This is a genomic window from Citrifermentans bemidjiense Bem (assembly GCF_000020725.1).
Lineage (GTDB): Bacteria > Desulfobacterota > Desulfuromonadia > Geobacterales > Geobacteraceae > Geomonas > Geomonas bemidjiensis.
Genome location: NC_011146.1, coordinates 4,525,469 through 4,548,663 on the forward strand (window position 1 = coordinate 4,525,469; position 23,195 = coordinate 4,548,663).

19 protein-coding genes are annotated in these 23,195 nt (G+C 61.8%); 12 read left to right on the forward strand and 7 right to left on the reverse strand.

Features of this window, described 5'->3' with window-relative positions:
- The first annotated feature begins 153 nt into the window (after positions 1–153).
- The 3 genes from GBEM_RS19915 to GBEM_RS19925 all read left to right on the forward strand — a co-directional run bounded on the left by GBEM_RS19915 (position 154) and on the right by GBEM_RS19925 (position 3,069).
- Complete coding sequence (locus tag GBEM_RS19915; protein WP_012532416.1) at positions 154–1,476, forward strand: L,D-transpeptidase family protein; 1,323 nt, start codon at positions 154–156, stop codon at positions 1,474–1,476.
- A gap of 88 nt (positions 1,477–1,564) precedes the next feature.
- Positions 1,565–1,930: an Lpp/OprI family alanine-zipper lipoprotein gene (locus GBEM_RS19920; protein WP_012532417.1), complete on the forward strand. Its 366-nt coding sequence runs from the start codon at positions 1,565–1,567 to the stop codon at positions 1,928–1,930.
- A 131-nt stretch (positions 1,931–2,061) separates the two neighbouring features.
- Positions 2,062–3,069 carry a L,D-transpeptidase family protein gene (locus GBEM_RS19925; RefSeq protein ID WP_012532418.1) on the forward strand — a complete coding sequence of 336 codons (1,008 nt, stop codon included), beginning with the start codon at positions 2,062–2,064 and terminating at the stop codon, positions 3,067–3,069.
- Between the two features lie 27 nt (positions 3,070–3,096).
- Here GBEM_RS19925 and GBEM_RS19930 read toward each other — a convergent pair whose 3' ends face one another.
- On the reverse strand, positions 3,097–4,422 hold the full coding sequence (locus GBEM_RS19930; RefSeq protein WP_012532419.1) for a GAF domain-containing sensor histidine kinase: 1,326 nt from the start codon (positions 4,420–4,422) through the stop codon (positions 3,097–3,099).
- A 474-nt stretch (positions 4,423–4,896) separates the two neighbouring features.
- Here GBEM_RS19930 and GBEM_RS21980 point away from each other — a divergent pair, with 474 nt between their 5' ends.
- The 4 genes from GBEM_RS21980 (at position 4,897) to GBEM_RS19945 (ending at position 7,840) form a co-directional block, all read left to right on the forward strand.
- On the forward strand, positions 4,897–5,151 hold the full coding sequence (locus GBEM_RS21980) for a GSU3128 family (seleno)protein (protein WP_264175521.1): 255 nt from the start codon (positions 4,897–4,899) through the stop codon (positions 5,149–5,151).
- Between the two features lie 105 nt (positions 5,152–5,256).
- Positions 5,257–6,600 carry an MATE family efflux transporter gene (locus GBEM_RS19935; protein ID WP_012532422.1) on the forward strand — a complete coding sequence of 448 codons (1,344 nt, stop codon included), beginning with the start codon at positions 5,257–5,259 and terminating at the stop codon, positions 6,598–6,600.
- A gap of 3 nt (positions 6,601–6,603) precedes the next feature.
- Positions 6,604–7,659 (forward strand): methyltransferase domain-containing protein, encoded by a 1,056-nt coding sequence (locus tag GBEM_RS19940; RefSeq protein ID WP_012532423.1) that lies wholly within the window; start codon positions 6,604–6,606, stop codon positions 7,657–7,659.
- On the forward strand, positions 7,640–7,840 hold the full coding sequence (locus tag GBEM_RS19945) for a hypothetical protein (protein ID WP_041262904.1): 201 nt from the start codon (positions 7,640–7,642) through the stop codon (positions 7,838–7,840). Before GBEM_RS19940 ends, GBEM_RS19945 begins: the two co-directional genes overlap by 20 nt.
- A gap of 92 nt (positions 7,841–7,932) precedes the next feature.
- Here the strand turns inward: GBEM_RS19945 and GBEM_RS19950 are convergent, their stop codons facing one another.
- A complete protein-coding gene (locus GBEM_RS19950) occupies positions 7,933–8,913 on the reverse strand; it encodes a beta-ketoacyl-ACP synthase III (protein WP_012532424.1) in 981 nt (326 codons plus the stop codon).
- 74 nt (positions 8,914–8,987) lie between these two features.
- Positions 8,988–9,308: a hypothetical protein gene (locus tag GBEM_RS19955; RefSeq protein WP_012532425.1), complete on the reverse strand. Its 321-nt coding sequence runs from the start codon at positions 9,306–9,308 to the stop codon at positions 8,988–8,990.
- Positions 9,309–9,447: 139 nt separating this feature from the next.
- Here GBEM_RS19955 and GBEM_RS19960 point away from each other — a divergent pair, with 139 nt between their 5' ends.
- On the forward strand, positions 9,448–9,984 hold the full coding sequence (locus tag GBEM_RS19960) for a HEAT repeat domain-containing protein (RefSeq protein ID WP_148212933.1): 537 nt from the start codon (positions 9,448–9,450) through the stop codon (positions 9,982–9,984).
- A 6-nt stretch (positions 9,985–9,990) separates the two neighbouring features.
- Here the strand turns inward: GBEM_RS19960 and GBEM_RS19965 are convergent, their stop codons facing one another.
- Both GBEM_RS19965 and GBEM_RS19970 read right to left on the reverse strand, forming a co-directional pair.
- Complete coding sequence (locus tag GBEM_RS19965; RefSeq protein ID WP_012532427.1) at positions 9,991–11,301, reverse strand: HD-GYP domain-containing protein; 1,311 nt, start codon at positions 11,299–11,301, stop codon at positions 9,991–9,993.
- Positions 11,294–12,853 (reverse strand): HEAT repeat domain-containing protein, encoded by a 1,560-nt coding sequence (locus GBEM_RS19970; protein ID WP_226373900.1) that lies wholly within the window; start codon positions 12,851–12,853, stop codon positions 11,294–11,296. Before GBEM_RS19970 ends, GBEM_RS19965 begins: the two co-directional genes overlap by 8 nt.
- A gap of 189 nt (positions 12,854–13,042) precedes the next feature.
- On the opposite strand from GBEM_RS19970, the gene radA reads away from it, so the two are divergent.
- The 4 genes from radA to GBEM_RS19990 all read left to right on the forward strand — a co-directional run bounded on the left by radA (position 13,043) and on the right by GBEM_RS19990 (position 17,538).
- On the forward strand, positions 13,043–14,401 hold the full coding sequence (radA, locus tag GBEM_RS19975) for a DNA repair protein RadA (RefSeq protein ID WP_012532429.1): 1,359 nt from the start codon (positions 13,043–13,045) through the stop codon (positions 14,399–14,401).
- A gap of 148 nt (positions 14,402–14,549) precedes the next feature.
- Positions 14,550–14,906, forward strand: a complete 357-nt coding sequence (gene dksA / locus GBEM_RS19980) for an RNA polymerase-binding protein DksA (protein ID WP_012532430.1) — start codon at positions 14,550–14,552, stop codon at positions 14,904–14,906.
- Positions 14,907–14,948: 42 nt separating this feature from the next.
- A complete protein-coding gene (locus GBEM_RS19985) occupies positions 14,949–17,246 on the forward strand; it encodes an ATP-binding protein (protein WP_012532431.1) in 2,298 nt (765 codons plus the stop codon).
- Between the two features lie 103 nt (positions 17,247–17,349).
- Positions 17,350–17,538, forward strand: coding sequence for a hypothetical protein (locus GBEM_RS19990; RefSeq protein WP_012532432.1), 189 nt, complete (start codon positions 17,350–17,352; stop codon positions 17,536–17,538).
- A gap of 43 nt (positions 17,539–17,581) precedes the next feature.
- Here the strand turns inward: GBEM_RS19990 and GBEM_RS19995 are convergent, their stop codons facing one another.
- Positions 17,582–21,994, reverse strand: coding sequence for an efflux RND transporter permease subunit (locus GBEM_RS19995; RefSeq protein WP_012532433.1), 4,413 nt, complete (start codon positions 21,992–21,994; stop codon positions 17,582–17,584).
- 23 nt (positions 21,995–22,017) lie between these two features.
- Positions 22,018–23,181: an efflux RND transporter periplasmic adaptor subunit gene (locus tag GBEM_RS20000; protein WP_012532434.1), complete on the reverse strand. Its 1,164-nt coding sequence runs from the start codon at positions 23,179–23,181 to the stop codon at positions 22,018–22,020.
- Between the last annotated feature and the right edge of the window lie 14 nt (positions 23,182–23,195).

Sequence of the window (23,195 nt, forward strand, 5' to 3'; positions counted from 1 at the left end):
CCCCCCTTCAGTTCCATATGTTGCAGCTTCACCCACCCCCCGTCCCCCTCCCATCAAGGGAGGGGGGGATACGAGGTGGGCCGCCGCCAAAGAGCAAACCCGGTAAGGGTTCCCGAACCCCTTAACCGCCTGTGAGGAAAGGGCAGTTCCAGCATGCATCGAATTTTAGATCCGCCAATCATCGAAAAAGCTCTTCGTCTTCTGTTTCTCTGCGCTCTCGTCCTGTTTCTCAACGGATGTGTCGCCATGCAGAGGGCTCCCGAGCAATCGTTGCTACCGCCGGTTCCCACGCAAAAGGAGATCGAGCGGAACGTCTTCCCGGTAGCCGGAGGTGATGACGTGATCGGCACCTTGGCAGTGGTGAGGCTTGAAAAGGGGGACACCCTGCCCGACATCGCCAGACACTTTAGCCTTGGGATCAACGCAATCAGCGCTGCCAACCCAGGTGTCGATGTATGGGTCCCTGAACCGGGAAAGGAGGTCATCCTCCCTTTGAGTTTCATCCTCCCGGATGCTCCCCGGAAAGGCATCGTGATCAACTTGGCCACCATGCGGCTTTTCCGTTTCAAGGAAGATGGTAAAGCGCAAGTGGTGTCGACCTACCCTGTCGGTGTCGGCACCGCGGAGCGCCCGACGCCTACAGGCAAAATGCGCATTGAACGCAAGACTGCCCTGCCCACTTGGCACGTACCCGCTTCAATTGCCGAGGATCATAGGAAAAAAGGAGATCTTCTCCCCGCGAAGGTTCCGCCGGGACCTGAGAACCCTTTGGGTGAGCGCGCGCTTTACCTGAGCAAAGCGGGGTATCTGATTCATGGCACCAACAAGCCGGCCAGCATAGGTCTTAAGGCAACAAACGGGTGCCTGCGGCTCTACCCCGAGAATGTGACGACGCTTTACGAGGAGACGCCGGTCAATACCCCGGTACTCATCGTCAACCAGCCGTATCTAGTGGGGCAACGGGATGGGGTCCTTTATCTTGAGGCTCATGCGCCCCTGGAAAGCTCTGGTGCCCTGGAGTTGGAGAAGGTGACGGCAAGACTGAGGAAGTGGGAAAAGAGGTACGGACGCTCACTTGACTGGGAAAAAATCCGTAAAGTGCAAACCGAGGCCAGAGGTGTCCCTGTCCCCATCTTGGCCTTTGGTCAGGATAAGGCAAAAGATAGCCTGAAGACCGTTAACGTCGAGCGCCCGCTACAAATGTTCGGCGCGCCTGAGGTACCCGAGCTCAAACGGGATGCCTGGTATGTTTTGGCTGCCAATGTGGGCGGGGAGATCGAGGCTCGGAGGCTGGCAGCCATTATCAACCACCAGGGGCCGCCCATCCCGGCACGGGTGCTGCCGCAAAGCAGCAATAGCTACCATGTCATCGCCGGTCCTTTCGATAACGCCGGCTTGGCCAAAGAGGCGGTCAGGCGGCTGAAGCTCGACCTGGAACTCGACGGCATAGTGATAGACCCGGTCAAGAAGATATAGGTGTTCCTGTCTGCGCCATGTGCAGGGGGGATGTTGTGAACTTCACGCCAATGCGTGAATAAACCCGCAATAAAGGAGGTAATCAGTTATGAAAAAAGGTGCGCTGTTGATCACGATGTTGTTGGTTTCGGCTGTTACCATGGCAGGATGTGCGACATCCGGGGACCTCGCGAGAGTGGAGACCCAGGAAAGGGCGCTCGGCGCTAAGGCCGATCAGGCGTTGCAGGAAGCACAGGCTGCCAAGGCCACGGCGGATGCGGCTAAGACACAGGCCGATGCCGCAGCACTCCGCGCAGAAAACGCGGCCAAAGCTGCAGAGGAAAGAGAAAGGCTCGCAGCTGAGAAGGAAAAGCTTGCCGCAGAGAAGGAGCAGGCCGCCGCAGAGCGGGAAAAAGTGGCAAATGAAAAGGGAGAGAGGGCTGATGCCGCTTTCTACAAGTCGATGAGGAAGTAGATTTGCTTCAACGCAAGCTCCAGCTTGCCATCCGTGGGAAGCTGGAGCTTCGTCCTGCATTGCGTTCCCAAGGTGGACCTTGGGAACGAGATACATCTCCCCCCTTTGCAAAGGGGAACGTAGGGGATTTCTTGGGCGAAGGGATGAGGGAAGTGAGAAGAGTAAGCAGAAATTGGGAGCAGCTTTGCCTTTTTGTTGTGCTCGCTACGATACTTTTTACCGCGGGGGGGTGCAGCCATCTTGACGGAACCTTCGGGGCCGGATCGGCATTCGAAGAAGCAAATCGCCATTCCGTCCTGCGAGATTACCAGGCTGCGCTGAAGGGGTACGAACTGGCCTCGAAGAAGTATCCCACGACCGGGGACAGGGCTTTATTCGAGATGGGCATCATCCACTCTCATCCGGACAACCCGCAGAAGGACTATGGCAAAGCGCTGGATTGCTATCGAACCTTGATAAAGGAGTATCCCCGCAGCAGCTACAGGCAGGACAGCGAGATGATGGTTTTTTACCTCGTCAACGTGACCATCAAGGACAAGCTAATCGACTCACAGAGAAACGAAATCGAGGTGCTTCAGCGAGAGGTCCAGAACCAGCGCCAGGAGGCAAGAGCCCTGCAGCTGGAGATCGAGAAGAAGGTGGGTGAAATTGCGGTTCTGCAACAAGAGATTGCGGCACAGGAAGAAGAGATCTCTCCGCCTCCAGTGCCGACGGGACCGGCGGACAAGGTACTGATAGAAAAGAAGGAACGTCGCTTGACCTTGTTGTCGAAGGGTGAGGTGATCAAAAGCTATAAGATCTCGCTCGGGGAAAACCCGAATGGCCCCAAGGAGAGGCAGGGCGACAACAAGACTCCTGAGGGGATCTACCGCATCGATTCGAGAAACAACGACAGCCAGTATCACCTCTCCCTTCATATCTCCTACCCCAACGAGCAGGACAAAAAGCGAGCGAAGCAACTGGGCGTTGCTCCCGGCGGCAACATCATGATTCACGGCATGCGGAATGGCTTCTCGTGGTTTGGGGAGCACCACACCTTGATTGACTGGACCAAGGGGTGCATAGCGGTAACGGACGAGGAAATACAGGAGATCGCAGAATTAGTACCAATCGGGACTGTCGTCGAGATAATGCCGTAGCAGCTTACGCACACGGTCCCGCACCGTTCACACCTCTATGCGGAAGCTGGCGCCCTCTTCGGTGTTGTTGGCGGTGAGCGATCCGCCCATGTTCTTCTCGATGATCGTCTTGGACATGTAGAGACCGATCCCGGTCCCCTTGTCCGGCCCCTTGGTGGTGAAATAGGGGTCGAATACCTTGTCGATGGCGTCCGCGGGAATGCCGCCGGCGTTGTCGCTGACGGTTAACACCGAACGCCCCTCCTCGGCCGCTATACGTATCTCGATTTTGGGGCTGCTCACGTTGCGCTCGGCAAAGGCATCCCTCGCGTTGTTGAGGATGTTGAGCTGAACCTGCGCATACTGGTTGGGATATCCGGTGATGACCGGATTGACATTCCCCGCTACCTCGATATTTATCTGCACCTGTTTCAGGGTCAAACCCATCAGCGATATGGTCTTCTCCACCACGTCGGATATGCCGAATTCCACCTTTTCCATCTCTGGGCAGAAGAAGTTGCGGAAATTGTCGATGGTCGCCGACATGTGTCCGATCGACTCCATCATCTTCTGCACCCGCGACTCAAGGTATTGCTCCGAAAACTCTTCTGTCGCGTAGGTTATCGGCAGTTCCTGTGCCAGTAACCCCAACAGGTTGAGCGGTTGCCGCCACTGGTGGGCGATGTTATTGATCATCTCCCCCATCGCCGCCAGGCGGCTTTGCTGGATCAGCATCTGGTCCCTTTGCCGCAGCTGCTCCGCAGTCCTCGCCCGCTCTGCCGCCTCCCGCTCCAGTTCCCGGTATGCCCGCCCCAGTTCCTCGTGCTGCCGGCGCAGTGTCTCCTCGCCGCGAGCCCGTACCGCTATCTCCGTGCGCAACTGGATTTCGGTCATCACCGCGGCCGCGAGGTTCTCCACCACCTCGACATCCTCCCCGCTCCAGTGCCTCGGCTTATGGTCTATGACGCAGAAGGAACCGAGGACGTAGCCGTCGGAAGTGACCAGCGGAATCCCCAGGTAGGCAATGACCATGAGGTCCCTGATGGCGAGGTTTTCCTTGAACAGCGGATGAACGCGGGCGTCCTCGATGATGAGGGGCTGCTTGGCGACGCGATTGTATTGGCAGAACGAATGCGACAGGGGGGTCTGGCGGCTGGAGAGCCACGGTTCGGGAAGGCCGACGCAGCTTTTAAAGAACTGCCGGTCGCTGTCTACCAGCGTGACGAGGGCGACGGGTGCAGATGCAAAGCGCGAGGCGAGTCTGCTCAGGCGATCGAATGCCTCTTCGGTCGGAGTATCCAACAGGGCTACGGCCCGCAATGCGGCAAGCCGGGCGGGATCAGTAACATGGCTTGAAATATCGCTACCGTTCATTCGGGTTCCCCACTCGGAGCGGTTTCACTTAAATGCGCGAAAGTACCAGAGAGAAGCTATCAGATGCGGTGCGTGTTTCAAGCAAAATTCAGGGGATAGACAAATCGACACTGCCCCTCTTTGTAAAGGGTCATAGGAAATGCCGGGGAAAACCGCTATTGGTCCCCCCTCCCCTTGCGGGAGGGGGTTAGGGGGTGGGGAAAGGTGCGATCATTTCCGTACTTTGCAGCTTCACCCACCCCCCGTCCCCCTCCCGTCAAGGGAGGGGGGAACTCTTCTCCCCGGAATTCTCGGATGAACCTTTGTAAAGGGGGGAGGGTTAGGGAGCGTGGAGAAGTGGCTAAGGGGGACAGGCACCTGCGGAGCCAGTCCCCCAGCTGGAGCGTTGGGTTCATAATTAGTTTCCACCGCCCCCGGTTTGTGCTAGTTATGTAGGACATTTCCAACCGTCTGTTCCCGCCAAGGAGGTTGACCATGAAGATCCGCAAGAAGATTCTCGATTTCGAGTATGAAGAGGTTCTGGAGGTCAAGTACCGCGAGCTGATACGGGTTGGCTGCGCCGTCGCGGTCGGCTGTCCGGATTGACTCAAGAAACACTTCGCGGTCGCGAAGGAAGCTGGCGCTACTGAAGAGGAACTGAACGAGGCCATGGCCTACGGCATGATCGCCCCTTCGGGAAGAGCAAAAAACTTCGTGCTCGGCATGAAGGGCGTGCTGGACGAGTTGTAACCGGGGCGGCATGGCCTGATCCGCAACCGGCGGTGTAATAGCAGCTTGGGCCGGGGCCTCCATGGACCCGGCCTTCACTTTTTTCTAAGCGAGAGTCCCCAAATCTTGAAGCGTCTCTTTATCAAAAGAAGAAGGAAACCGGTCTCGATCCGCCGCAACGTCGCGGCGCTTTCGATGCCGGTGCTCCTGTCGTCCCTGTTCCAGCGCCTGGTTTCCATCGTCGACATCTTCATGGTCGGCGGGTTGGGAGCGGCTGCCATCGCCGCCACCGGCCTCGGCCAGTTGCTGATCTTCGTGACCATGACGGTGTTCTGGGGGCTTTCCACCGGCGCCAACGTGGTTATAGCGCATCTTTGGGGCGCGGGGCGCCAACTTGAGGCACGCCGGGCGGGCTTCGCCTCGCTTTTGCTTTGCGCCCTTCTCGCCGTGGCGGCGACCCTTTTGGGGATTGGTTTCGGCAGCGAGGTGGCAACCTTCATGGGGGCGAGCAGCGACGTCCTGGCCTACGCCTCGCCTTATATCCGACTGGTCTTTCTCTACTTCGCCTTTACCGCCGGACTCAACATCCTCTCCGCCATCAGCCAGGGGACCGGCAACACCAGGACGCCGATGGAGGCCATCCTCCTGGTCAATATCCTGCACGTGGTCATCGCCTACCCGCTCATCTACGGCAAGTTCGGCTTCCCCCGCTACGGTGTGATTGGTGCCGCTTACGCGATCAACATCTCGGAGGCTGCAGGATTCATCTACCTCCTGATCCAGTCGCTCAGGAAGGGGTATCTGAAGATTGGCCCTCCCGACATGGTGCTCCTGAATAAAGTATGGAAGATCGGCTACCCGGTCGCGCTGGAGCGGATCGCCCAGCAGTCGGGACAGCTTTTCTACTCCAAGTTCATCATCGGCTTCGGCACCGCCGCCTACGCGGCGCACCAGATCGGGCTCTCCATCGAATCTCTTTCCTTCATGCCCGGGGCCGGCATGGGGATCGCCGCCGCCACCTTGATGGGACAGTCGCTGGGCGCCAAGAAACTCAGGCGCGCCCACATGAGCCACACCGAAGCGCTGCGGCTCGCCATCATCGTCATGGCCTGCATGGCGCTCCTCTTTTTCTTCATTCCGCACCACCTGATCGCCCTCTTCACCAGCGATCCCGACGTCATCGAAAAAGGAAGCGTCTTCCTGAAGCTGGTCGCCTTCGCCCAGGTGCCGCTCGCCATCTCCTTCGTCTATGCCGGGAGCCTGCGCGGTACCGGCGACACGCATTACGTCTTCCTGGTAACACTCGTCGCCATGTGGGGGATCAGGGTGCTTCTCTCCTACGTCGCCGCAGTCCCGCTGCACCTCTCGCTCTACGCCGTCTGGGGGGTGTTCCTGGTGGACTGGTTCTTCCGGGCCGGCGCTTTCTATTGGCGCTACCAGCGCCGCGACCTGCACAGCGTCATCATCTAGGCGATGCAGCTTTCCTTTGCACCTACCACGGACGGAGTCGAGCTGCAGCGACTGCTTCAGCAGCTCCTGGTTCCCGGGTCTCTTCTCGACGTGCCGCTCGCCAGAAGCATCGACCGCCTCGCCCGCTCCTTCGCACGGTATGCCGCGAGCTACCCCCTGCCGCTTTGGGCTCCCGGGCTCGTGACGGACAACGAGATGCGGAACCTGACCGAGGCGCTCTTGCCCATGGCTGAGATCCGCCCCGCTTTCGACCGCCTGCTGGAGCGCTCTTGCCGCTTCTCCCCTCTTCTCGCCGGATGTTACCTGCACAGCTCCGCCTGCTGGATCGATTTCCTGCAGCGGCTGCAGCCCCCCCTGCCGCTGGCTAACCCCGCCGTGATCCTCTCCGGATTGGCTGAGGATGACCAGGCCCGGCAGCGTTTCCTCTTCTCGCTGATGCTCCCCCATCACTATGGCGGCGGCTTCGACCGTTATCCCCTGCAGTCGCAGTGGCTTTCGGCGTGGCTAAAGGAGCGGGCGCGAAGCTTCGAGGGGGGTATCAGGATACTGGACAGCGCCTGCGGCAGCGGCGAGGGGACCTATCAGGTGGCGGAACTGCTGTTGGAAGCGGGATATTCGGGAAGAAGTTGCGAGGTGCACGGGTCAACGCTGGAAGAGATCGAGCTCTTCGCGGCGGCTCATCTCTACTTCCCGCACGATCCTGAGCGCGAAAGGGAATACCGGGCGCGGATGGCGCCGGTTTTAGGCGCCGCCGATGCTCCGCGGTTTGAGTTTTACCTGGATCGGGTCGGCTCGGTCCCGGAGAGGGAGCCTTACCACCTGGTTTTGTGCAACGGTCTTCTGGGCGGGCCGATGCTGCACGATGACGCGGGGTTGGACACCGCCTTCGCCGGCCTTTCCCAACGTCTTTTACCGGGCGGGGTGCTCTTGGCGACCGACCGCTTCCACGCGGGGTGGAGGATTAAGGTGCCGGCGGAGAAGCTTTGTGCGTTGATGGAGAAACAGGGGCTCACACCCTTTCAGGTACCGGAGGGGATCGGTGGGAAGAAGAGGGTTTGAGCAGCGAACCTCCCTCACCCCCGCCCCTCTCCCAAAGGGCGAGGGGAGACAAGCCAAAGGAAAGAGAGAAACAGTAGAGAAGCAGATTAAGATAGAGATTGAGATTAAGCAGACCCTTCAGGCAAAAAAAGAAGGACGCAGCCTTATGGCCCGTCCCTCTTCTCTTAACTTCTCAACCTAAGTCCTTATCTTAGACTCAATCTCAATCTTAATCTTAGTCTCAATCTTTATCTTTATCTCAATCTTTATCTTTATCTCAATCTTTATCTGCCTCTAAGCCTTTAGCAGCACCCCGCCCCAGGAGAGCCCGCCGCCGAATCCCATCATCAGCACCGTCTCCCCAGGCTTGATAACGCCGTTTCTGCGGTTCTCGTCGAGCGCCAAACCAAGCGACGCCGCGGCGGTGTTGCCGTAACGGTCCAGGTTGAGCAGGAACTTGTCCTTGGGAATCCCGGTCTTCTTGGAGATGAAGTCGATGATCCTCACGTTGGCCTGGTGCGGGATGATGTGGTCGATTTCCTCGGGCCTGATCCCTGCCCGCTCGGCCAGGTCCTTTATGATGCGCGGGATGACATCGGTGGCGAAGGTGAAGACGCTTTTGCCAGCCATCTTGAAGGTGTTCTCCTTGAGCGCGATGCTCTCGGCGCTGATCGGCTTACGCGAACCGGAGGACGGGACCTGGATCAGCTCCCACCCCCTGCCGTCGCTTTGCATCATGGTGTGCTGGATCCCCTTGCCAGACGTCCCGGCACCGAGGATGACGGCGCCGGCCCCGTCGCCGAAAAGGGGAGCCGACCCCTTGTCGTCGAAATCCAGTATTTTCGAGTAGGTATCGGCGCCGATCAGCATGACCTTGCGGTATTTTCCCGACAGGATGAGGTTGTCGGCGACCTCCATCCCGTAGATGAAGCTGCTGCAGACTGCGTTCATGTCGAAGGCGAAGGCCCGCTCCGCTCCGATGTTCTTTTGCACCATGCAGGCGGTGGCGGGGAGGATCATGTCGGGGGTGGAAGTGGCGACGATGATGCAGTCGATCTCGAGAGGGTCGAGATCGGCGTTCTCCAGGGCGCGCAGGGCGGCGCCGGTGGCGAGGTCCGAGGTCGATTCCTCCTCTACGGCAAAACGGCGCTCGCGGATGCCGGTCCTCGAGTGGATCCAGGCATCTGCATCATCAACCAGGTATTCAAAGAAGCTATTGGGGACGACACGGGCGGGGACGTGCCCGCCGGTGCCAAGGATTTCAGCATGCAGCATCTCAGTGCGCCTCCCTTGCTTCCCGCGATGGGGCCGAGAAACGCAATGTTTATCTCATAATAAAATAGCGTTTGTCAATTAATATGATTCTCCTTATCGAAAATCGCGTCCACCACGCCATACACCCATAAAAGGAGAAAGCCGATCAGAAGCCATTTGGCATAGGGCGAATCGGTCTGGATCGAGGCGAGCACATGCTCGGCGTCGACTCCCCCTCCTCGCGCGGCCAGCATCAGTTTTCCGGCGCTGCGCATGGCTATGAAGAGCCCTCCCAGGATGAAGATGTTGTCGAGCAGAATCATCACGCCCCCCTTCACCCGGCTCCCCCGGTACAGCTGCCCGAGCCCCGGCAGCACCAGCGCGGAAAGCGCCACGCATTTGATCTTGTTTCCCATCGTGTTTCTCCTTTTGGCAACGGCGCGGCGGTCGCGCCGGATTAAAAGCCATCGTTTTTGTGTTGTGGATCGCTGCTGTTTCTGCTAGTTATTCAGCCCTATGGACAAAGCATCACGCATAAAAAGACGCAAAGCCATCATGCCGCTCCTCAGGGATCCGGAGGTAGAGGTGCGCCTGGCGGCGGCGCGTGCGCTGGAAAAGCTGGAGGCGGCCGAGAGCCTGGAAGAGATCTTCGATCGGCTGAAACGCGGGGATCGCGCCACCAAAGTGGCCGCTATTTACGCGATGGGGCGCATCGGCGGTGCGAAGGTACTGCCGGTCCTCTTTTACTGCGCGGGAAGAAGCGAGGTAGACATCAAGTCCGCTGCGATACGGGTGCTGGGCGAGGTGGAACTCCCGGAGGCGGTGCCTGTCCTTTTGGAGAAACTCGACGATCCGGCGCCGGAGGTGCGGGCCTTCGCCATCGAAGCGCTCGGCCACTACCGCGACCCCGCCCTGGTCCCCCGGCTGCTCCCTTTCCTGAAAGCAAACGACGGCATGCTCGACGCCGAAGCCGCACTTGCCTTAGGGCGAATCGGCGACGCGTCGCTGGCCGAGCCGCTCATGAGGCTGATCCACTCCCCCCACGAAAAAACCCGCGCTGCAGCGGCAACCGCCCTCTCCCTGCTCCCCTGACTCTCCCTAAAAGTACTGCGCCACGTCGATCCCCTTCACCAGAGGATCTACCAGGTCCACGATGTTGTCGCCGCTCGTGATGAGGCTTCTCAGCTCTGGGTTTTCGAGCAGGCTTCCGTGCGGGTCCATGACCACCTTCACCACCGCCGCGCCGCAGGGCTGGCTGCTGGGGGAGAACACCACGGCGATCTCGTTGCTGTCGAGCCGGACCAGGCTGCCGGTGGGATACTTTCCGGTCAACTCCATGAACCGCTCCACGATGGCGCCGTCCAGGCTTCCCCCCACCGCTTTCCTGATCTCCTTCATCGCCTGGTCGGGGAGCATGGGGCGCTGGTAGCTTCTCAGCGTGGTGGTGGCGTCGTAGAAGTCGGCGACGGCGACGATCTTGCTGGTGGTCCCGAACTCCTTTTCCCTGGCCCACTCCGGGTATCCTGCCCGGTCGTAACGGATATGATGTCCCAGGACCGCCTCGGCCACCCCTTCCGGAACCCCTTCCATCTCCCGGACGATGGCGGCCCCGAATTCCGGGTGCTTCCTCATCTCCAAAAACTCGTCGCTGCTCAGCTTCCCCGGCTTGTTGAGGATGTCCTTGTCCACCCGGGTCTTCCCGATGTCGTGGAGAAAGCCGGCCAGGCCGCACTCCTCCACCTCGATCTCCCCATGTCCCATGGACGCTGAGAGCGCCATGGAGAGTACGCCGACGTTGACGCTATGCTGGAAGGTGTAGTTGTCGTAATCCTTGATCAGGGCGAGACCCAAGAGCGCCGCCGGTTCCTTGATGGCCGCCGAGGCGAGGCTGCTCACCACGGTAAGCATGCGCCGGGAATTGGGTATGCGCCCCTTGCCGATCTCCTCGAAGATGTCGCGCACCGCGCTGACCGCTTCGTTGTAGGTATGGGACAGGGAATTCTCCTCCATCACCTCGATCAGCTTTACCCCGGCCTCCTTCAGCCCGCGCGTCAGGTCGCCGGCCTCGTCGCTTCCCTCCGCCATCAAGCGCGTCAGCACGGTCAGGTCCGGCGTCAGCACCCCCGGCTTGAGGATCAGGCCAGCTATCTTCTTCTCCTCGAGACGGTTGATCAGCTCCTGCAGCGGTGCGGGGGGCGCGAAGAAGAGATGCTCGCCGACCGAGAGAACCCCATCCACAACAGCCAGGCGCAGGTCTCCGCCGTTGCGCTGCAGCATCAGCATCAGCGCTTCCATTTCCCGGAAGGGCTGCAACGAGGCGGGGTGCCCAGGCGGATAGAGCCCGGCCCCTTTGATCGCGCCCGACAGGAGCGTCGCCAGGCGTTGTGCATGCTGCAGGCCGTCAATCATGGGTTCCTCCGGAAATCCTTTCAATGGCGTCCAACGCCTCGCGGCACGCCTCAGCGAGCGCGCCGGAACCGCGGGCGAGCGAGGTGAGCGCGGCAATGGCCGTCTCGTCCCCCAGCATGCCCAGCGTCGAAGCCACTGCAACTTTCAGTTCGAGCCACCGTCCAAGCACGGGCCAGCCGCGGGTGCCGAGCATCTTGAGCAGTTGCGGGGTGACCCTGCGGTCGCCGATGCGCCCTAAGGCGGTCACCACTTCCTTCTTCACCCCGAGTTCTTTCAGGAAGATGTCGCGGCGATCCAAAAGCTTCAACAGTGCCGGCACCGCCTCGCGGCTGCGCATCAGGCCCAGGGAAAGTATGGCGTGGCGTACCACCCCTTCGTCCTCTTCGTCCAGAAGCGGCAACAGCAAGAGTACCGACGCCTCCCCCCCTATCTTCATCAGCGCCCGGATCGCTTCCTTGCGTACCCGGACGTCGTGGTGGTACAGAGGCCGCTTCAGCGCGAGGACGCAGTCGGCGCTGCGCAACTCTCCAATGATCGCCACCATGTTCCTCACCACGTACCAGCGCTCGTCCTTGAGCATCGCGATCAAAGGCGCTATGGCAGCCTGCCCCAGGGCCACGAGCGCCGCTGCCAGCGACTTCCTTTCGAAGAGCCCCTCGGCGAGGCAGATCCTCTGGATCACCCAGTACGCCCCTTTGCCCCCGAGGGCGGCAAGCACGCGGTGAATCGACTCCCGCTCCTCGCATTCGCGGCCTTCCAGCGCGTTTAGCAACTGGTCCGCAGCACCGTCGGCCAGGTGATCCAGCGTGAAGAGCGCGTACTCCCTCTGGGGAAGGCTCCGCTCAGGCTCCTGGTGCTGACGCAGCAGCTCCTCCAGGATGGTGAGAACCGGAACCTGCTGCGGATCGACCTGATACCCCGCCATCAGCTCCCGCCCCAGCTCCTGGTAGCGCGCATCGCTTGGTTCCCCCGCCATCAGCACCAGCAGCTCTCCGATGCCGCGCTGCTGATTCACCGGCGTAGCGGGCATCCCGAGGGAAGGGATGCTGTCCCAACCCTCCTGCACCCCCTCGTGGTACCCGGGACGCTTGGCCCAGATGGAGGCCAAGTCCTTCTCGTTGACCCAGACGGTGCGCACCCCTCTGTCTTCGAGTTCCTTGGCGAGGCCGCCCGCGGCGGCTCCTTTTTGCGGGTCGCAATTGAGCAGCTGTACGAAGATACCCAGGTCGCCGGGGATAAGGTCCTGCATGAAGCTGATGTTGGCGATCCTGCGGATGAAACATTCATGTGCCAGCTGCTGCACCATGTTGTTCCCCTCGACAGGCTCCCCCGTCAGGAGGAACCCGTGCCGGTTCACGCCGAGAACCAGTTCGCGGTCCGACAAGAGCTTCTTCAGGCAGTCGTAAGCGCGCTGCAGGGTCTCGGTGCGGTAAGGGTGCCCTTTGGGATAGAACCCAGCCCCCTTCACCGCCTTGTGCAATTCGACCAGGGCCTGTACCAGGAACCCCCGATTCTCCGCCGGCGGGACCAGCTTCAGCATTTTTTTCTTCACAACCGGCAAAAAGCCTCCCCTCGGTGGAACCTTACACATTAAAGACGCAGGCGATTTTATCTCACAGAACGAAAGCTTGTCAAACTAATAGGGGGCGCAGCCGTAGAATCGCGCCGCTGTTGACACCTCTCGGCAAAAAGCTTAGGATATCGTAGTTTTGCCCCGCCAGAGACGCGGGGACGGGGTGATATGGCCAAGGTAAAAGTAAAGACGGGGTTCGTTTGCTCCGATTGCGGCGCGGACTATCCGAAGTGGCAAGGGCACTGCACGGCCTGCGACGCCTGGAGCACCATCAAAGAGGTCAGGCTCGGATCCGAGAGAGCCGCGCGGCGCGATGGTTTCGCCGGAGCCACCTCGTCGGTCACCCTCCTTTCCCAGGTCGAATGCACCGAACAGTCCCGCTTTTCCAGCGGCAGCGAAGAGTTCGACCGGGTGCTCGGCGGGGGCTTCGTCCCCGGCTCCGTCATCCTGATCGGGGGGGACCCGGGCGCCGGGAAAAGCACCATCTTGCTGCAGACCATGTGCTACGCGGCCGCCTCGAAGGAGGTGCTCTACGTCTCGGGCGAGGAATCGCTGCAGCAGATCGCCGGGCGCGCCAGAAGGCTGCAACTCCCCCTGGACCGGGTGAAGATGCTGGCCGAGAGTTCGGTGGAAGGGGTACTGGAGGCGGCGAAAAGCGAGCGCCCCGAAGTGGTGGTAATCGACTCGATCCAGGTGATGCAGTCGGCAGCGCTGGAAGCGGCGCCGGGAGGGGTTTCCCAGGTGCGCGAGTGCGCGGCGGCGCTCACCTGCTACGCCAAGACCTCCGGAGTGGTGCTGATCATGGTCGGGCACGTCACCAAGGACCAGTCCCTGGCCGGCCCCATGACCCTCTCCCACATGGTCGACACCCAGGTGATGCTCTCCTCCACCGAGGACTCGCGCTACCGCTTGATGCGCACCACCAAGAACCGCTTCGGCCCGGTCAACGAATTGGGCGTCTTCGCCATGACCGAGGCGGGGCTGCGCGAGGTGAAAAATCCTTCGGCGATCTTCCTCTCCCGCAGCGAGAAGGCCGCGCCCGGCAGCCTGATCAGCGTCCTTTGGGAAGGGACCAGGCCGCTTCTGGTCGAGATCCAGTCCCTGGTAGTGGGGGCGCAGTACGGCTCGCCGCGCAGGCTGGGAATAGGGCTCGATCAAAACCGCATCGCCATGATCCTCGCCGTCATCACCAAGCACGGGGGGCTGGTGCTCTCGGACCAGGACGTCTTCGTGAACGTCGTGGGGGGAATAAGGGTATTGGAAACCAGCGCCGACCTCGCGGTGGCCCTGGCCATCGTTTCCAGCTTCCGCAACACGGTGCTCCCCCAGGACCTGCTGGTGTTCGGCGAGGTGGGGCTCTCGGGCGAGATCCGCCCGGTCTCCAACGGGGAAATGCGGCTCAAGGAAGGGGTGAAACATGGCTTCACCCGCGCCATCGTGCCCAAGGGAAACGCGCCGAGAAAGGGGATCCCTGGGTTGGAGGTGGTGGCGGTCACTTCGCTCCCCGAGGCGCTTGAGGCAATTTAAAACTTGCCAATGAGAAGGTAAAAGGAGGCCGTCGCAGCGTCCAAAGCTGTTTTACCCGCGATTTTTTGTCATTCTCCAGGCAAATTTCACTTTACTAATGGAGAAAAATCCTCTTTAATGCCGAATTGATTAGAAAAGGATAGGTGTCATGAATACGGAAAAGCTCGAGTACTTCAGAGGTATCCTGCAGGAAGAGAAGAGATCGCTCCTCGAGGAGGCAGGCCGTACCGTCTCCGAGATGACCTCCGACACGACCAATTTCCCCGACCCTACCGACAGGGCCACCCAGGAATCGGACCGCACTTTCGAGTTGAGGATCCGGGACCGGGAGCGGAAGCTGATCGTGAAGATCCAGGAGGCGCTGGCGCGGATAGAGGCTGGAACCTTCGGCATCTGCGAGGTCTGCGAAGAGGACATCAGCGAGGCGCGTCTCAAGGCACGCCCCGTCACCACGCTCTGCATCGACTGCAAGATGGAACAAGAAAAGAAAGAACGCTTTCGGTAACCAACCCAACCCCCTAGAGCTGTCATTTCCTTCGGAGTTCCCATGGCTGGCCGGAAGGGACAAAACCTCCTGGAGCAAGCATTAACTATTGCCCAGGCCCCAGGTCGGTCCCATCAGGTCCGCCTCAACAGCCTGCTTCGCCTGGCGGCCCGTTGGCATTCCCTCGCCTCGGCCACCATCTATCTCCCCGATCCCAAAGGGGTGGTGTTGCAGCGTCGCTTCAGCACGCTGGCCACCCCCTCCGGCCACAACTGCCACATCCCTTACGGCGTGGGTCTCGCCGGGCGCACCGCCGCCACCCTTTCACCCCAATCCGCCAGTGCCGACCTGCTTCATCCCGACGAGCCCTGTTCCGGCAACGGCTCCATCGCTGCGCTCCCCCTTTTGGACGGGGACCGGCTCTTCGCCGTGCTGGCGCTGGAGAGCGGCGCCGCGGAAGTCGCCCGGGAAGCCGTCGACGCGGCCGGTACCCTGGCGCCCGTCTTCTCCCTGACCGTAGCCCGCATGGCCGCAGCCGAAGAGGCTGAGGAGGCGCAGCGCAACCTGTCGCTACTTTCGGCGCTGGCCAAGCTCTTGAGCTCGCCGCAGCCGCGCGGGGTGCTGCTGCACCGGTTGATGCAGCTTTGCACCAGTTCCGGCCTCTCCAGTTGCGCCATCGTCCGCTTGAAGCAGAGGAATTCCGGCAAGGAGAGGGTGATCCGGAGCTGCCGCAGGGGAATGGGCGACAAGCTCCCCGACCTGCTGGAAAAAGAAGCTGCCCTGGCGGTCCATGTCTGCGCCACCGAGACCACCTGCGCCGAGGAACTCGGAGACGACTCCAGCTACCGGTACGCCCTCTGCACCCCGCTGGGAAGCAACGGCGCGGCGCTGGGGACCATGACCCTCTTCGGGGGGCCCGAACTGACCGCGCCCAAGCAGATCGAGCTTGCCGAAACGGTCGCGCGACTTTTGTCCGGCGCCATGGCCGAGGCGATCTGCAAGGAGCAGATCAAGACCTACGACAGCGAGAACGAGAAGAAGCTGAAAGAGCTGTCCCTTCTCTACCGGATGAGCAACACCATGCTCTCCACCATCCAGCTGAACAAACTGATCCACCTCACCCTGACCGCGCTCACCTCGGGTCCCACCCCCTTCTTCGACCGGGCCATGCTCTTTCTCACCAACGAGCGTTCCGGGATGTTGCTCGGCATGCTGGGGGTAACGACGGAGACCTCCCCTTCCCTCTCCAGCCAAAACGGAGGGAGCGACGACCTCCTCTCCAGCCGGTGGGACATCTCCGATGAAGAGATGGCCGCCCAGCGCAACTCCGAATTCTGCCGGCAGGTACAGGGGAGACGGCTTGAGCTGGACGGAACGCTCAACATCGCTTCCCAGGCCGTGCTGGAAAAGAGGCTGATCTACATCCCCGAAGAAGGCGGCATCGGCGGCCCCCTCCATTCCCGGCGCAGCGCCCTGGCCGCCTCTCCGCTCATCGCGCATGGGCAGGCCGTAGGGGCGGTACTGGTGGACAACGCCCTCACCCACAAGCCGATCAACCAGGAGCACCTGCGTTTCCTGCAGCTCTTCACCAACCAGGCGGGAATGGCCATCGAGAACTCGATGCTCTACAACAAGATCGAGGACGCGAACCATCAGTTGAGCGAGGCGCAGGAGAACCTGCTCCAGAAGGAGCGGCTTGCCGCCATCGGCGAAATGGCCGCCGGCATCGCACACGAGTTGAAGGGGCCGCTGGTCTCCATCGGCGGCTTCGCCGGCAGGCTCGCCAGGAAACTCCCCCAGGACACCAGCGAGTGGGCCCATGCCGACCTGATCGTGCGCGAAGTGCTCCGGTTGGAGGGAATCCTCTCCGAGATCCTGCTCTTTTCGAAGAAAACCACCATCTGTTACACCCGGTGCGACCTCTCCGAGGTCGTGAAGGAGTCGCTCGCCGTGGTCACCCCTCCACTGGAGGAGAAGCAGATCAGCGTGAACGCCAAATTCCCGCGGCATAAGCTCTTGCTTTTGGGGGACGGACAGCAGTTGAAGCAGGTGTTCATCAACATCATCCTGAACGCCCTCGATGCCATGGGGACAGGGGGGGCGCTGAACATCCAGGTCTCGGCGGCCGAGATGGACGACAAGGAAGCCGTCCAGGTGAAGATATCCGACACCGGCGGCGGCATCCCGCTGGAGTCCTTGAACAGCATCTTCACCCCCTTCTTCACCACCAAAGGAAGCGGCACCGGCTTGGGGCTCCCCATCGCCAACCGCATCATCACCAACCACGGCGGCAAGATCCAAGTCACCAACAACCCCGGCCTCGGGGTCGAGTTCAGGGTCATCCTGCCCAAGCACTGGTGACGCGGAATTTCACTTTTCCTCCTCATTTGCTCCTCATTTTTCTCCTAACCTGAAACTAAACGGGACGCAGGTACCGGAATTTTCAGGCCAAAGGAGAATGGTCATGAGAAAGAGAATGAAACTGCTGCTGGCTTTTGCTGTTGTACCGATACTGCTGTCGGGCTGCATCGTCGCGCCGTGGTATCCGTATTACGATGACGACGGTGGGTACTATCACCATGACCGTGGCGGATGGCACGACCGGGGATATGGCGGCCGCGGGTATGATGACCGCGGGTATGGACGCCGCTAGCCCAGGCCCTTTTCGCATGCTGAATTTGTGCAATTGAGTGCGATCAAAGCGCTGAGAGAGGCACCTCGCCCAATACACCTGTGGCCCAGGTCAGGTTGACCAGGGAGACTTGGTAGTCGCGGCGGGCCTGGGCCAGGTTGCTCCTTGCCTGCACCAGGTTGGCCTCGGCATCCTCGACCTCCAGCCTGGTTTTCACCCCAAGCTGATACCCCTGCTCGGCCATGCCCAAAAGTCGCTCGGCCTGGGTGACCGTCCCCGACAATGCTTTCAGTATCTCGGCTGCTTCGGTGACGTTGAAGCCGGCGTCCCGCACTTCGAGGGAGACGGCGTCGAGCTGCTGGGCCTGCTCCAGTTCGCGGGTCCTCAGGTCGCTCTTGGCCTGCTCGACTTTCCCCTTGGTCTTAAAGCCGTCGAAGAAGGGAAAGGTAAGGAACAGGCCGACGTCGTAGGCAGTACCCTGCCAGTCTCTTCCCGCCGCTTCCAGCTGGTGGTACCCGAAGCCCCCCCGCAGGTCGAGCTGGGGCTTGTTCTCGGCCGCGGCTATCTCGACCAGTTCCCGCGAAATCCCCACCCGGTGCTTGAGATCGGACAACTCCGGACGCATCCGCCGGGCAAGGGTCAGGGATTCTTCGAAGGCCGGGATCGGGACCGGAACAGCCTGCAGCACGCCTGTCACTTCCAGCTCCCCCGGCTCCAGCGCCAGCACCAGCCTCAGGCGCTCCTTGGCGGTCTTGATGGCGTTCTCCCTGCGGATCAGCTCGGGACGTGCGTTGTCGACCCCGACTCTGGCTGCGAGGACATCGTAGTCGGTGGCGACGCCTGCCGCCAGCCTCTTTACCGCCTCTGCCAGGTGACGCTCCTTCTGCTGCAGGTTGGAAAGGGCGAGCGCCCTCAGCTCTTTGGCCAAAAGCACGTCGTAAAAGGAGACGGTGACGTCCCGGCGGGCCGCCTGCTGGAAGAGGCGGAGCTGGTCCTCGGCGGTCTTCATCCCTTCCTTGGCTCCGCGGATGGCGGCCCCGATCTTACCCCAGCTGAAGAGGGTCTGGGTAAGCCGGAGATCGGCCAGGCGCTGCCGGGAGGACGAGATCCCCCCGGTGAAGGCGCTCTGGCTGTTGTCTCTCACGTAGTCGGCGGAGGCGTTCAGCGCAAGCGAGGGGAGAGCGGCGGCGCGCTCCTCCAGGTATTTCCCCTGTACCAGCTGCGCGTAGGCGCGCGCCTTCTGGATGTCCCGGTTCTGCTCCATGGCGATGGAAAGGGCGTCGTCCAGGGTGAGGGTCCGCGCCTCCCCCGCAAGGCACAGCCCCGGGGTAAGCGCCAGGGTAAGCGAGAGGCCGAGGAGAAGCACCGCCGCCTGTCCCGCGCCGCGCGCCTTCTTCCCCTTCCATTTCCGCCTGAGCCACTCCTCCAGGTCGTCCAGCACCGTGTACATGACCGGCACCACCAAAAGGGTCAGAAGGGTCGAGGTCAACAGCCCCCCGACGACGGCGCGCGCCATGGGCGCCCTCATCTCGGCGCCGCTTCCCAGCGCGAAGAAGAGCGGCAGCATCCCGAAGATCATGGCAAGGGTGGTCATGACGATCGGCCTAAGCCTCGTCCTCCCCGCCTCCACCACCGCCTGGAATCGGTCCATCCCCCTCCCCTGCAGCACCTTCGCGTAATCGACGAGGAGTATGGCGTTCTTGGTGACTAACCCCATCAGCATGATGAGGCCTATGAGCGACATGATGTTGACCGTGTCCCCGGTGAGCTTCAGCATCCCCGCCATCCCTACGACTGAGAGCGGCAGCGAAAGCATGATGGCCAAAGGCTCCAGGAACGACTCGAACTGGGCCGCGAGGATCAGGTAGACGAAGATGATGGCGATGATGAGCGATTCGGCCATGTAACCGAAGGACTCCGCCATGTCCTCGGCCTCGCCGGAGAAGCCGACGCTGTACCCGGGCTGCATGGGGACCCGCGCCGCGGCCTCCTTGACCTTCTCCACCGCAGTGCCGATGGGGAGCCCGTCCAGGTTCGCGCTGATGGTCACCAGGCGGGAAAGGTCGCGGCGGTTGATCTCGGAGGGGGTGTTGCTGACCTCGTAGCTCACCAGGTTCGCCAGCGGCACCAGGGCGGTCTCGTCCCCCTTGGCCACGGCGAGCTTCAGGTCGCGCACCTGGCCGGGGTCGCGGCGCAGCGCTTCGGGGAGGCGCACCCTCAGGTCGACCGCGTCGCCGTCCTCATCCTCGTAGGTGGTGACGGCCTCCCCCCCCACCAGGCGCGAAACGGTGGAGGCGATGTCGTTGGTGTTGACCCCGGCGTCCTGGGCGCGGGCGCGGTCCACGGTCATCCGGTACTCGGGGATGTCGTGATCCAGGGTCACCTCCAGGTCGACGACCCCGGGGATCTTGTAGATCTCCTGCTTAAGCTGGGCGGCGTAGCGCTTGAGGGTCGGGATATCCTCCCCCTTGAGGTTCACCTGGAGCGGCTTCTGGGCTCCGCCCACGTCCCCCACCCGCTCGATGGATGTGGTGATCCCGGGAATCGCCTTCAGCTTCTCGCGGAATGCCTGCTGCACCTCTTCCTGGCTCCTTTTTCGGTGCGCCTTCTCCTTGAGCTTCACGTAGAGCGCCCCGGACTGGACGGTGCCGCTGTCCCCCGCCCCGATGGAGGCGTAGGTGTGCTCCACCTCGGGGACCCCCTTGATCACGGCGAGTACTGCCTTCAACCGGTCGGTGCTCTCGGCTATGCTCGCGTCGGGGGCGGTCTTGAACACCACCTGAAACTCACCCTTGTCGTCGTTGGTCATGAAGGACGATTCCAGGGTCCCGAAGATGGCGATGCCGGCCGCAAAGGAGAGAAAGGCCGCTGCCAGCACGGTTTTGCGATGGTTGAGAGCCCAGGAGATGGCCTTGCGGTAGGAGTCGGCCCAGGCGTCGAAGCGGTCGTTGAACCGGTCCAGGAGCCTGGCTATCCCCTTGCGCCTTCCCTTGAGCTCGATGGCAGGGTCGTGCCAGCGCGAGGAGAGCATGGGGTCGAGGGTAAAGGAGACGAAGAGGGAAACCAGCACCGCGAAGGCGACGGTCATCCCGAACTGGAAGAAGAAGCGCCCGACGATGCCGCGCATGAAGGCTACCGGGACGAAGACCGCCACGATGGACATGGAGGTGGCGAATACCGCGAGGCCGATCTCGGAGGTGCCGATCCGGGCGGCGGTCAGGTGGTCCTCGCCGTGCTCCAGGTGGCGCACGATGTTCTCCCGCACCACGATGGCGTCGTCGATCAAAAGGCCAATGGCCAGCGAGAGCGCCATCATCGTCATGATGTTCAGGGTCATCCCCATGGCATTCATGACGATGAACGAGGAGACGACCGAGATGGGGAGGGTAAGCCCGGTGATCACCGTCGAGCGCCAGGAGTTGATGAAGCAAAAGACGATGATGACGGTCAAGAGCCCGCCAATCAGCATGGTCTCCTTCACGTCGGCCAGCGACTCGCGGGTGGGGATGGAGGCGTCGCGCACGACGGTCACTTCGACCCCGGGGGGAAGCTCCTTCCTGAGCTTCTCCACGCTCTTTTTGACCCCGTCGACCACCTCGACCATGTTGGCGCCGGACTGCTTCAAGACGTCGAGCGCCACCGCCGGCTCCCCGTTGATGAGGGCGAGCGAGCGCTGCTCCTTGGCGCCGTCGGTGACCTCGGCCACCTCGGACAAGGTGATGCCCCGGCCGCCCCGCTGCGCGATCACCATGTTGCGGAACCCTTCCACCTGCCCCGGCTTTCCGGAGATGCGGATCGGGTACTCGTTCCCCCCGTGGGTCAGGCGACCCAGCGGAGTGTTGACGTTCTCGCTTTTCAGCCCCGCCACCACCGCGTCGACCCCGAGCCCTAGCGCCTCCAGGCGGACCGGGTCGATGGTGACCGTCACCTCGCGCTTGGCGGAGCCGACCACGTCGACCTTGCCGACCCCGGAAACGTTCTCCAGGCGACGCTTGATCTGCTTGTCGACCAGGGTGGTCAGCTCCTTGGTGTCGAGCCCCCTCCCCTTAACCGCCAAGGAGACCACCGGAAGCGCGTTGAAGTCGAGCTTCTGGATGATGGGATCCTCGATGCCGGTGGGGAGATTGCCCCGGATGCCGGCGATCTTCGCCCGCGCCTCCTGGGAGGCCTCGTTGATCTTCTCTTCGAGCCTGAACTCCACCACCACCGTGGAGACCCCCTCCCGGGAGTAGGACATCACGTGCTTGACCCCGGCGATCTGGTTCACCGCCTCCTCGATCTTCTTGGAGACCTCGCGCTCGATGCTCTCGGGGGAGGCGCCGGGGAACTTGGTGACGACGGAGATAACTGGGATCTCCACGCTCGGGAACATCTCGACGGAAAGCCTGCGGTAGGAGAAAAGCCCCAGGGTAACCAGGGCGAGCATCAGCACCGCCGCGAACACGGGGCGTTTTATGGACAGGTCGGAAAGGATCATTTAGCTCGTTCCTCGAAGGTGAATCAGGGCCTGGAAGAAGGGAGGTTCGCCACCTGGACGCGGTCGCCGTCCTTTACGTTGAATCCGCCGCGGCCGATGACCTGTTCGCCGCCCTTGACGCCGGAGAGTATCTCGACCAGCTCCCCCGAGACCGCGCCGGTAGCCACCTCGCGCCTGCGGGCGACACCGTTTTCCACGACGAAGAGGTAGCCCGAGCGCCGGTCGAGATCCAGGGCCGCCAGCGTCGCGCGCGGCACCTGCAGTACGTCCTTGCGGGAGCCGGTGACTATCTTCCCTTTGACGAAGAGCCCCCCCTTGAGCACTTCCGGAACGTTGGGGACCTCGGCTATCACCTTGAGCGAGCGATCGGCCTCTTCAACGGAAGGATTTATGAACATGACTTTGCCGGTGAAGGTTTTACCGGGGACACCGTCGGTTACGAACTGCAGCGGCTGGCCGAGCTTCACCGCAGCCATCTGCGAGGAGGGGACGGTGACGGTCAGGTTCATCAGCCTGTTGTCGACGATCTTGAAGATGGGCTTTGCGGCGGCCGCGTCGCTCGTCAGCGAGCCGACGTTCACGTCCTTGAAGGCGACTACCCCGTCGATGGGGGAGCGGACCATCCCCTTGGAGAGCCTGACCCGCAATTGGGAGAGTTCCTCCTCGCCGGCGCGGATCTGCGCCCGGGCCGCCTCGATCCTGGCCTTGGCCGCCTCGGAATCGGAAACGGCGTCGTCGACCGACTGCTGCGTGGCGAGCCCCGCCTGCTTCAGCTTAATCTGGCGCTCCTTCTCGCGTTCGCTCCTGTCGGCCGCCACCTTGACCTGGATGAGGGACGCCCTGGCGTTCTGCACGTTCGCCTCGGCGCGCTTCACCAGCGCCTCGGTCTCGGCAAGCCCTATGCGCGCCAGAGGCTGCCCCTTGCGAACCCGGACCCACTCGGTCACGTAAAGTTCCTTGACAAGGCCCGGTATCTCGGTCTTCACCTCGGCCTCGTTCTTGGCCGCCAGCGTCCCGGTCACGTCGATGCCGTCAATAAGGTCGCTCCCTTTTACCGGCAGCACTTCCACCGCGATGAGGGGTGCTCCCGCGGGGACTTTCGCCTCGCTTTTGCCGGAGCAGCCGGTCCCGCCACCCAGCAGCAGGGTGGCTCCCAGGGCCGCCAACACCAAATTGCTTGTCTTCATTTCAAACTCCTCAA